We start from the raw sequence: 10,657 nt of genomic DNA on the forward strand, positions 1-10,657 counted from the left end.
GGCGCGGCCGAGCTGGTCGAGCCGCTGACCCTGGGCGGCGAGCCGCTGGCCGAGCTGGTCCACGGCGGCCTGCAGGGCGCGGCGGCGTTCCGCCTCGGCGGCGACCGCCCGCTCCCCGCCGCGCTGCCGCGCGGACAGCTCCCGGGCCAGGGCCGCGTACTCCTCGAATCCGGTCACCGGTCGTCTCCGTCGCCCACGAAGGGCACCATCAGGGCGGTCCGCTGGTCGTGCCGGTCGACCAGGAGCGCCCGGCCGTCGCGGGGGGCGTAGGCCAGGTCGTGCGCGCCGAGGTACAGGCCGAGGTCCGCGCCGGGCACGTTGAGCGCGACCAGGCAGGCCAGGTCGTCGCGGTGCTGGCTGCCGCCGAGGTCCTCGCCGAGCCGGCGCAGCCCGCGCCACCAACCGAGCAGGTGCACCCCGCGCGCCGGACCGTCGCGCAGCACCGCGCGCAGGTCGTCGTGGCCGGACCGGAACGTCGCCGGGTCGCCCACGGCCAGGACGCCGGCCGCCGCGTCCACCCCGAACACGACGAGGTAGGTGCGTCCGGCCGCCCCGGACGCGGACGGCGCGTGCGGCCCGCCCGACGCCGCACCGGCCGGGCGGGTCGGACCGGCGTCGGTGGGCGCCGGCGGGGCGACCACGGCCGGATCGCCGCCGGCGGCCAGGTCGGCGAGGTGGGCGCGCAGCTCCGCGGCGTCGAGGCGGCGGACCGGGTGGCGGGCGGCGGCGAGGGTCATCGCCAGGTCGTCGGCGAGCCCGGTGGTGTCCGGCGCGAGGGGGGCGAGCAGGAAGCGGGCCGTGCCGGGGGCGTGCTGCCGGGCCAGGCTGAGCGCGGCCGACCGGAGCACGTCCGCCCCGGCGGCGGCGGTGCCGACCACGCCCAGGTGCCGGCCGGGGGTGGCGTCGAGGCGGAACGCGGCCGGGCTGCCGGCCACGTCGACCGTCCGGCCCACCAGCGCGAGCGGCGGCCCGGCGACATCCGGCCGCAGCCCCGCCCAGGTGGGATCGTCGGCCAGCCGGGGCGTCTCGTAGCCGCGGAACACGGTCGGCGGCGGTGCGCCGGCCGGCCGGGCCTCGCACAGCTCGTGGCGCAGGGTGGCCAGGTCGGCCGCCGCGGCGTGCGCGTCCGGGAAGCGGACCAGGGTGTCCGCCCCGGCCGCGCCACCGGCGGTGTTCACCACGGCCGTGCCCACGGTCAACGCCTTGGCGGCCTCGTTGAGCGGGTCGAGCACGGCGGCCCCGCCGGGCAGCGCCACCCGCAGCGGGAACTGGCCGAAGATGGCCTCGGCCCGGCCGTAGAGGGCCTCCACCCCGGTGGTGCTCTGGCTGGCCAGCACCAGGTGCAGGCCGTACGAGCGGCCCTTGCGGGCCAGTTCCTCGAGCAGGTCGACGGCCTGCCGGGCGAGCGCGTCGTTGCCCGCGAAGAGCACGTGGAACTCGTCGACCACGGTGACGATCCGGGGCGGCCGGTGCGCCGCGGGCAGGTCGGCGAGCTTGCTGACCCCGTGCCGCTTCAGCAGGTCGGCCCGGCGGGTCAACTCGTCGCGCAGCTCGCGCAGCACGGCGACGCCGTACTCGCGGTCGGACTCGATGCCGACCGCCCGGGCGTGCGGCAGCCAGGAGGGGTCCCGCTCGGTCGGCACGAACTCGGTGAAGCTGACCCCCTCCTTGAAGTCGAGCAGCAGCAGCCGCAGCTCGGTGGGGGCGTACCGGGCGGCCAGCCCGTAGAGGACGTCGAGCAGGAAGACGGTCTTGCCCGCGCCGGTGCGCCCGCCGACCAGCCAGTGCGGGGTGGCGTCGTCGAAGGCGACGGTGACCGGCTCGCCACCGACGACGCCGGCTCCCGGCGCGCCGGGCCGGAGCGCCCGGCCGAGCACGGTGCGCAGCCCGGCCGCGGCCGACTCGGCCCAGCGGCGGGGCGGCAGCAGGTCGGCGAAGGTGACCGCCTCGGCCCGGCGGGCGGCCGCGGCGAGCCGCCGGGCCAGCCCGGTGACCGTGGCGTGGGAGGGGTCGCCGTCGAGCACCACCGGGGCGGCCAGACCCGCGCCATCGCCGCTGTACGGCCGTCCGGGTGGGTCGCCGACCAGCGCGTACCGCTCGCCCAGCCGGAGCTGGGTGGTGGCGCCGAGCGGCGGCGCGGCTTCGCCCGGGCCGGTGGCCGGGTAGCCGGCGAGCAGCACGCAGACGGCGGCGGGCGCGCCGGCGTGGGTGAGCGCGGCGAGCCGGGCCAGCTCGCGCGGCGCCGGGGCGGACGCGGCGACGAGCAGCAGCAGATCCTGGTCGTCGCGAGCGGCGTGCTGGGCGGCCCGGGCGTGCCGTTCCGCGTCGTCGAGCAGGGTGGCCACCTCGGCGGCGGTGGTGGCGGTGGGGCCGAGCACGCCGGCGTCGAGCAGCGGGCGCAGCGGCAGGAAGGCGGCCCCGAAGGCGGCCGGGTCGATGCCGGCGACCCGGACCGTGCCGGCCGGAGCGGCGGCGAGGAGCTGGGTCACCACCGCGCGCAGCAGCTCACCGACCCGGGGGTCGCGCGCGTCGGCGTCCACCGCGAGGTGGTTGCCGCCGGCCAGCGGGACCAGCACCGGAAAGCCGCCGTCGAAGGTGGTCGCCTCGCCGACCCGGACCGGGACCGCGGTGGTGACCGGGTGGGCCGTGCCGGGCGCGGGGGCGGCCAGCGCGGCGCCCAGCCGGGCCAGCCGGGCGACCAGCTCCGGGCTCCCGGGGGCGGGCGGCCCGGCGGCCGCGAGGGACCGGCGCACGGCCTCCCACCGCCGCAGCGCCTGCCGGTGGAGGGCGAGCGCCTGCCCGTACGCCGCCGCGAGCCTGCTCACCGTCCGCCCTCCGACGCCGCCGTGGTCCTGATCGAGGGAACCCTAACGGACGCGCGCCGGGCCGGCACAGTACGCGGCGCAGCTCGACGTTGGTCCACTGTTCATCCCCGCGCAGCCGTTCCCACCGGTCGCCGTTCCTCCGGCCCGGCTTGCCTGCTCGGCAGACGCACCTGAACAGGAAGGCGACGACGTGAGCTCCTCCCCCATCTCCCGCCGGACCGCGCTGCGCACCGGCGCGGCCGGCGCCCTCGGCATCGTGGTGGCCGGCAACCTGGACGTCATCGCCGGGCCGGCGGCGGCGCGGGCCGCCACCCGCCCGGCGGTCGGCTACGGCGAACTCGTGCCGGACCCGGCCGGCCTGCTGGCCCTGCCGCCCGGTTTCTCGTACACCATCGTGGCCCAGGCCGGCACCACCCTGCTCGAGTCGGGGCAGCCGACGCCGAGCGACGCCGACGGGACCGGCTGCTTCCGCGGGCCGAACGGCTCGGTGCTGGTCAACAACCACGAGATCGGCGGCAGCGAGCCGTACCCGGTGCCGGCGCTGGCCGGCCTGACCTACGACCCGGGTGCCCGGGGCGGCACCACCACCATCGAGGTGGACGGTCAGGGCCGGCGGCTGCGCGAGTACGTCAGCGTGGCCGGCACGCACAACAACTGCGCCGGCGGCATCACCCCGTGGGGCACCTGGCTGACCTGCGAGGAGACCGAGCAGAAGGCCGGCGGCCGGTACCTGAGGGACCACGGGTACGTGTTCGAGGTGGACCCGCACGACCGGGCCGCCAACCAGAACCCGGTGCCGTTGAAGTTCCTCGGCCGCTACTCGCACGAGGCGGTGGCGGTGGACCCGTACACCCACTCGATCTACCTGACCGAGGACGCCGGCGGCCCGAACGGCCTGTACTTCCGGTGGACGCCGCCGGCCGGTTTCCGGGGCGGCAAGGGCGCGCTGCGGGCGCTCGCCGAGCGCCCCGACGGCGACACCGCGGGCCGCCTGCAGGCGATGCGGTGCCTCCGGGGTGGCCGGCACGTCGCCGACCTGTCCGAGGCGACCACCCCGGGAACCCGCTACCAGGTGGAGTGGGTGGACGTGCCGGACCGGGACGCGAAGAGTGTCTCGGTGCGCAAGCAGTTCACCGACGAGCAGGTCACCCGCAGCCGCAAGCTGGAGGGCGCCTGGTGGGCCGACGGCGGCGCGTACTTCGTGGCCAGCTTCGCCCGGCACGACGACGGCAGCGTCAACGAGCACGACGGCCAGGTCTGGTGGTACGACCCGCGGACGGAGACGGTCACCCTGAAGACCATCTTCGGGGTGAACACCGATCCGGAGGCGGACCACGGCAACTTCGACGGCCCGGACAACATCACCGTCTCGCCGTACGGCGGGGTGATCCTGGCCGAGGACGGCGAGGGCCTGTCGCACCTGGTCGGGGTGACCGAGCAGGGCAAGGCGTACCCGTTGGCCCGCAACGAGCTGAACGACAGCGAGTTCACCGGCCCGACGTTCAGCGCGGACGGCAGGATCCTGTTCGCCAACATCCAGTCCCCGGGCTACGTCTTCGCGATCACCGGCCCGTGGGGCCGGCCGAGCAACGCGGACCTCGCGGCGTCCTGAGTGGAGCACACCCGGCCGGCGGCTCGTTCCTGGGCCGCCGGCCGGTCCGCGCCGTCAACCCGTGCGGCAGCCGGGTCGGCGCGTGCCGGTCAGCGCGGCGCGGCCGGGTGGCGCAGGCCGTCCAGGGCGATCGCGACCACCCGGTCGCGCTGGGCCGACTCGGGGAACGGGTACGCGGTGATCCCGCTGATCAGCCGCACCACGTCGTCGAAGCTCGCGTCCGGGCGGGCCGCCCCGGCCGCCTGGGCACGGCGGAGCAACGGCTCACCGGCGGCGTAGATCTCAGTGCGGCAGCTGCGGAACACCTCGGAGTCGTGCACCAGCTCCTCGGCGAGGGCCCGCTTGGTGCCCACGTAGGCGACGAACCGGTAGAGCCAGGCCACCAGCGCGTCCCACGGGGGCAGGTCGGCCAGGTCGGCGGCGGAGGCGCTGAGCGCCCGCACCTCCTCGACGTAGACCGCCTCGAACAGGTCCCGACGATTGGGGAAGTTGCGGTAGAGCGTGCCGATGCCCACCCCGGCACGCCGGGCGACCTCCTCCAGCGACGCGCCCGCGCCGGACTCGCCGAACACCTCCCGCGCGGCGGCGATCAAGGAGTCGTAGTTCCGCCGGGCGTCGGCCCGCTTCGGGCGCCGCGCGAGGACGTCTCCCACCTGGTCGGCGCTGGCCATGACGCGCGTCACCCCTCTCGCCTTGCAACCGGAGGCAACCCTCCGCTACGTTAGTGGAGGCACCCCTCCGGTACTGACCGGAGCCTTGCCTCCGGATAGCGTACTCCGGATTCTCCGCCCGATCCCCACCGGCGCGATCGGCGAACCAGACACCGGACCCGGGAGGTCCCACCATGCCCGCGAACCGCTGAACGACCCGCGACCCCGGCCGCCACCGCCGCCCCTCCGCGCGAGCGGCCCAGATCCTTCCTTCGTACGTGAACGGGGTTCCTCCGTGCTCGAAACCACCCGATCCGACTCGCGTCGGTCGACCTTCCTCGTCCTCGCGGCCGGCGCCGGCTTCTTCGCGATGCTCCAGTCGCTGATCACCCCGGTGCTGCCCACCATCCAGCACGACCTGCACACGTCGCAGAACACCGTGACCTGGGTGCTGACCGCCTACCTGCTCTCCGCGTCGATCTTCACCCCGGTGCTCGGCCGGGTCGGGGACATGATCGGCAAGGAGCGGACCCTGGTCGTCTCCCTCGCCGCGCTCGCGCTCGGCTGCCTGCTGGCCGCCGTCGCGCCCACCATCGGGGTGCTCATCGCCGCCCGGGTCGTCCAGGGCGTCGGCGGCGCGGTCTTCCCGCTGTCCTTCGGGATCATCCGCGACGAGTTCCCCGCCGCGCGGGTGAGCTCGGCCGTCGCGGCGATCTCCGCGATCGTCGCCGCCGGTGGCGGCCTGGGCGTCGTCCTGGCCGGACCGATCGTCGCCATCCTGGGCTACCGCTGGCTGTTCTGGATCCCGATGGTCGTCGTCGGGCTCACCGCGCTCGCGGCGCACCGGTTCGTGCCGGCGTCGCCGGTCCGTACGCCCGGCCGGATCAGCTGGGCGGCCACCCTGCTGCTCTCCGGCTGGCTGGTGGCGCTGCTGCTGCCGGTCAGCAAGGGCGCCGCCTGGGGCTGGACCTCGGCCCGGGTGACCGGCCTGCTGGCGCTCGCCGGCGCGCTGCTGGCCGGTTGGCTGGTGGCCGAGACCCGCTCGGCGAACCCGCTGATCGACATGCGGATGATGCGCCTGCCGGCGGTCTGGACCACCAACCTGGTCGCCCTGCTCTACGGCGCCTCGATGTTCGCCGTCTACGCCTTCGTGCCGCAGTTCGTGCAGATCCCGTCCAGCGCCGGCTACGGCTTCGGCGCGAGCGTCACCCAGGCCGGGCTGCTGATGCTGCCGATGCTGGTCGGAATGTTCGTGGCCGGCCTGGCCGCCGGCCGGTTGGCGGGCCGGTTCAGCGCCAAGGCGCAGCTGGCCACGGGCGCGGTGTTCAACGTGTCCGCCGCGGCCATGCTGACCGTCGCCCACGACACCCGCTGGGAGATCGGTGTGGCCGGCGGCCTGGTCGGCATCGGCATCGGGCTCGCGTTCGCCTCGATGGCCAACCTGATCGTGGCCAGCGTGCCGAGCCACCAGACCGGCGTGGCGACCGGCATGAACGCCAACATCCGTACCATCGGCGGCGCGATCGGCGCGGCGGTGGCCAGCACCGTGATCACCGCCCACCCGCAGGCCGGCGGGCTGCCCCGGGAGGCCGGCTTCACCATGGGCTTCCTGCTGCTCACCGGCATCTCGCTGGCCGCCGCGCTGGCCGCCCTGGCCGTCCCCTCCGCCCGCCGGGCGGTGCGCCGACCGCGCGGGGAGCGGTCGCCGGGTACCGCCGAGCCGGAGCTGGAGCTGGCGGCGGCGGGAAGCTGAACCGGCGGCGGCCCGGAGACGACACCGCCCCGGGCCGCCGGCGGTCGTTCGGCGGCCCGGGGCGCGGCGGCGGTCGTCCGGCGGTCCGAGGCGCGGCCGGCGGTCGTCCGGCGGTCCGGGGCGCGGCCGGCGGCCCGGAAACGGATCGCCGGCCGCCCCGCGTCGATCAGCCGATGGCGGAGGTCAGCGCGGCCAGGTAGCCGTACCGGTAGCCGTCGGCGTCCGGGTGGTAGGCCTCGACCAGCCCGCTGACGTCGTGGATCCACGGGTCGGCGGCGCAGACCCCGTGACCGGCGAAGAACGGCCGGGCGTCGACGTAGGTGGCGCCGGCCGCGCCGGCCCGCGCCGCGATGACCCCGTCCAGCACGTCGGCCGCCTGGTTCAGGATGGTCCGCTTGTAGCTGCTCATGGCGAGCAGCCCGCACCAGCCGGTCTCGAACAGCCGCGGGTAGCCCAGCACCACCAGCCGGGCGTTGGGGGCCCGGTCGCGGATCGCGGCGTACGTGGCGTCGAGCCGTCCGGGCAGCACGTTCGTGGCGAACGCCTTGGCGCCGCCGACCGCGTTCTCGCAGTCCGTGGTGCTGCCGAAGCGGCAGCTGGTCATCACGTCGGCGAAGCCGGCGTCGTTGCCGCCGATGGTGATGGTGACCAGGGTGGTGGCGGTGCTCAGCGCGCCGACCTGGCCGCCGATGACGTCGGCGGTGACCGCCCCGCCGCAGGCCGGGAAGCGGAAGCTGGTGACGGAGTGGGCCGCGGCCCAGAGCGGGGCGTACGACTTCTGGCTGCGCAGGCAGGTGGAGAGGTCGTACGGCCCGGCGCCCACCCCGGAGGAGTACGAATCGCCGAGGGCGACGTAGTTGACGGTGGCCGCCTGGGCGACGCCGGGGACGACGACGGCGCCGAGGACGGCCGCGAGCAACGCGGCCAGCGCGGTACGGACGCGACGGGACATGGCAGGACCTCCACGAGGCAGGTGTGGTGGAGCCCGTGGTCCGCGCGCGTGGCCAGGGGTGGATGGCTTGTTACTAGCCGGTAATGCTATCGAAACATTCCCACAAATTGAATAGCCGGGACGTCCACACGGGGCAGACGCGTTCACAACCGTCGATTAGCTTGGCGATGCGTACACCCTGATGGAGGGAGTCCACCTCGTGCGACGTGTGTTCACGGCGGCCATCGCCGCCCTGACCGTCACCACCGCCGGCACCATCGTGACCGGCACCCCCGGCCAGGCCGCCCTACCGGGTTGGGGCCGGCCGAGGCCCGCGTCGGTCACCCCGACCCCGGGCAGCCCCGGGCTGGGCGACAGCTACTTCCCCGACTACGGCAACGGCGGCTACGACGTCGGTCACTACGACGTCCGGCTGCGCTACGAACCGGCCACCGACCGGCTCAGCGGCAACACCACGATCCTGGCCACCGCCACCCAGGACCTGTCCCGGTTCAACCTGGACTTCGCCCTGGCCGTCGAGTCGGTCCGGGTCAACGGCTGGTCCGCCACCTTCGCCCGGGAGGGCGACCACGAGCTGGCGGTCACCCCGCCCCGGCCGATCCGCAAGGGGCAGCCGCTCACCGTCGTGGTCCGGTACGCCGGCGTCCCCTCGCAGACCAAGGTCTACGGCTACACCGGATGGACCCGGACCGCCGACGGCGCGCTCGGCGTCAACGAACCCGAGTCGGCCTGGTGGTGGTTCCCCAGCAACGACCACCCGCTGGACAAGGCCACCTTCGACATCTCGGTCTCCGTGCCCACCGGCGTCGAGGTGATCAGCAACGGGGTGCAGCCGCGCGACCCGCTGCCGGAGCCCGGTGGCCGCACCCGATGGAGCTGGCGCAGCACCCGGCCGGGCGCCACCTACCAGGCGTTCATCGTCATCGGGCAGTACGACATCGTCACCGACACCGCGCCGAACGGGCAGCCGGTGGTCAACGCGTACAGCACCACGCTCGGCGACCGGGACGGGGCCGCGCGGGCCAGCATCGAACGCACCGCCGAGGTGATCGACTGGGAGAGCGGCGTGTTCGGGCCGTACCCGTTCGAGGCGCAGGGCGGTGTGGCCGGCCCGCTCGACGGCATCAGCTTCGCCCTGGAGACCCAGACCCGGCCGGTGTACGGGCCCGGCTTCTGGCGGCGCGGGTCCAACCCGTACGTGGTGGTGCACGAGAACGCGCACCAGTGGTTCGGCGACTCGGTCTCGGTCGCCGACTGGAGCCAGATCTGGCTGAACGAGGGCTTCGCCTCCTACGCCGAGTGGCTCTGGTCGGAGGAACAGGGCGAGGGCACCGCGCAGGAACTGTTCGACTTCACCTACGCCGCCTACCCGGCCGACTCGGACTTCTGGCAGGTCCTCCCGGGCGCCCCGGGCGCCGCCAACATCTTCGACGACGCGGTCTACGACCGCGGGGCGATGGCCCTGCACCAACTCCGGCTGGCCGTCGGCGATGACGCGTTCTTCCGGATCCTGCCGGCCTGGACGGCCGGACACGCCTACGGCAACGGCACCATCGCCCAGTTCCGGGCGCTGGCCGAACGGATCTCCGGCCGGGACCTGGGCGACGTCTTCACCACCTGGCTGTTCACCGCCGGGCGTCCGGAGGTGGCCGCGGCGGCGCGTACCGCGTCGGCTCCGGCGCAGCCGAGGTCGTGGGCGCGGATCCGGGCGGCGCACGAGCTGCTTGACCGCTGACCGGCAACGGCCGGGGTGCGCTCCGCCACCCTCGGAGCGGACCCCGGCCGGCTCAGCGCACCGGTCCGGCAGCCGCCGGGTTGACCGCCGTGGGTCAGCCGCCGGGATGACCGCCGTCGGTCAGCCGCCGGGATGACCGCCGTCGGTCAGCCGGCCGCCGACGCGGCGGTGGTCGGCGCCGGTGCCCGAGCCGCCTCGACCGCGCGGATGTGCCGGTAGGCGAACCAGAGCGGCGGGAACGCGCCGACCGCGAAGGAGAGGTCGACCACCGTCCAGAACCAGGGGATGTCGCGGATCGGGCCGCAGATCAGCGCCAGCGGCACGATCCCGGCGCAGGCGATCATGCCGAGCTGCACCACCCAGACGTTGCGCACCGGATCCCGCAGCGGCCCCCAGAACGCCACCGCCAGCACCAGGTGGGCGAAGGCCAGCCAGTCGGTGCCGTACAACATGAACGGGTAGCGGTCGCCGGTCTCGACAAGTCCGGCGTGGACCCGGGCGATCCAGCGCACCAGCGCCGGGAACTGGTCGGCGAGCGGGTCGAGCGCCCGCAGCAGCCACCGCACCTCGATCTCCAGCGGGAACGCGGTCACCCCGCTGAGGAACAGACCCACCACCACGACCCACAACCACCGGCGGACCCGCCGCAGGCGCTCCTCGACGTCCATGCCCGCAGCGTAGTGATGATCTTCGCGCCACCGGATCCCGTGGCGGATGGCCTCGCTCACCCCGTCCGGCTGCTTCCGCTCGAACCCGGAAGTAGTGGCCTGCCGTGCGCCGCGAGGCCACTACTTCCTGGATCGAGCGTCGACCGGCGGAGGCGGGGGTCGGCGGAGGGGTCAGGCGGCGGGGCAGCCGTCGCGGTGGGCGGCCACCGGGCGGGCGGCGCCGGTCAGCCGGGAGCGGCGCCGGAACCGGTGCGGCGCGCAGGCCGCGCACTCCTGGGCCGCGCGGGCGGTCCGGCTGGACCGGAGCCGCCCGACGCCGGGACGCGACGGGCCCGGGTAGCCACCGGCCAGCACCGCCGGAGCCGATGGCGCACCCGCCGGCGACGCCGACGACGCGCCCGAGGGAGCCGGGAAGGCACCCGGCGGGGTCGCCGGGACGGCACCGGCCCGGGCCACGGGAAC

At 75.4% G+C, this 10,657-nt stretch carries 7 protein-coding genes and 1 pseudogene; 3 read left to right on the forward strand and 5 right to left on the reverse strand.

Annotated features, from left to right (window positions below; genetic code table 11):
• Positions 1 to 173 precede the first annotated feature (173 nt).
• Positions 174 to 2,825, reverse strand: a complete 2,652-nt coding sequence (locus EFE23_RS26050; RefSeq protein ID WP_123243537.1) for an FtsK/SpoIIIE domain-containing protein — start codon at positions 2,823 to 2,825, stop codon at positions 174 to 176.
• A gap of 190 nt (positions 2,826 to 3,015) precedes the next feature.
• Between EFE23_RS26050 and EFE23_RS26055 the strand changes: the two genes are divergently transcribed.
• On the forward strand, positions 3,016 to 4,437 hold the full coding sequence (locus EFE23_RS26055) for an alkaline phosphatase PhoX (RefSeq protein WP_123243538.1): 1,422 nt from the start codon (positions 3,016 to 3,018) through the stop codon (positions 4,435 to 4,437).
• Between the two features lie 89 nt (positions 4,438 to 4,526).
• Here EFE23_RS26055 and EFE23_RS26060 read toward each other — a convergent pair whose 3' ends face one another.
• Positions 4,527 to 5,120, reverse strand: a complete 594-nt coding sequence (locus tag EFE23_RS26060) for a TetR/AcrR family transcriptional regulator (protein ID WP_123243539.1) — start codon at positions 5,118 to 5,120, stop codon at positions 4,527 to 4,529.
• 262 nt (positions 5,121 to 5,382) lie between these two features.
• Between EFE23_RS26060 and EFE23_RS26065 the strand changes: the two genes are divergently transcribed.
• Entirely contained in the window at positions 5,383 to 6,840 is a 1,458-nt protein-coding gene (locus EFE23_RS26065) for an MFS transporter (RefSeq protein ID WP_123243540.1), read from the forward strand.
• Positions 6,841 to 7,006: 166 nt separating this feature from the next.
• On the opposite strand, the gene EFE23_RS26070 is transcribed toward EFE23_RS26065, so the two are convergent.
• Positions 7,007 to 7,792 carry an SGNH/GDSL hydrolase family protein gene (locus tag EFE23_RS26070; RefSeq protein WP_123243541.1) on the reverse strand — a complete coding sequence of 262 codons (786 nt, stop codon included), beginning with the start codon at positions 7,790 to 7,792 and terminating at the stop codon, positions 7,007 to 7,009.
• A gap of 199 nt (positions 7,793 to 7,991) precedes the next feature.
• On the opposite strand from EFE23_RS26070, the gene EFE23_RS26075 reads away from it, so the two are divergent.
• Positions 7,992 to 9,527, forward strand: a complete 1,536-nt coding sequence (locus EFE23_RS26075; RefSeq protein WP_123243542.1) for a M1 family metallopeptidase — start codon at positions 7,992 to 7,994, stop codon at positions 9,525 to 9,527.
• 146 nt (positions 9,528 to 9,673) lie between these two features.
• Here EFE23_RS26075 and EFE23_RS26080 read toward each other — a convergent pair whose 3' ends face one another.
• Entirely contained in the window at positions 9,674 to 10,195 is a 522-nt protein-coding gene (locus EFE23_RS26080) for a hypothetical protein (RefSeq protein ID WP_123243543.1), read from the reverse strand.
• Between the two features lie 171 nt (positions 10,196 to 10,366).
• A pseudogene (locus EFE23_RS29185) lies at positions 10,367 to 10,657 on the reverse strand (hypothetical protein); the annotation flags it as partial.

The organism is Micromonospora solifontis, assembly GCF_003725545.1.
Taxonomy (GTDB): domain Bacteria; phylum Actinomycetota; class Actinomycetes; order Mycobacteriales; family Micromonosporaceae; genus Micromonospora; species Micromonospora solifontis.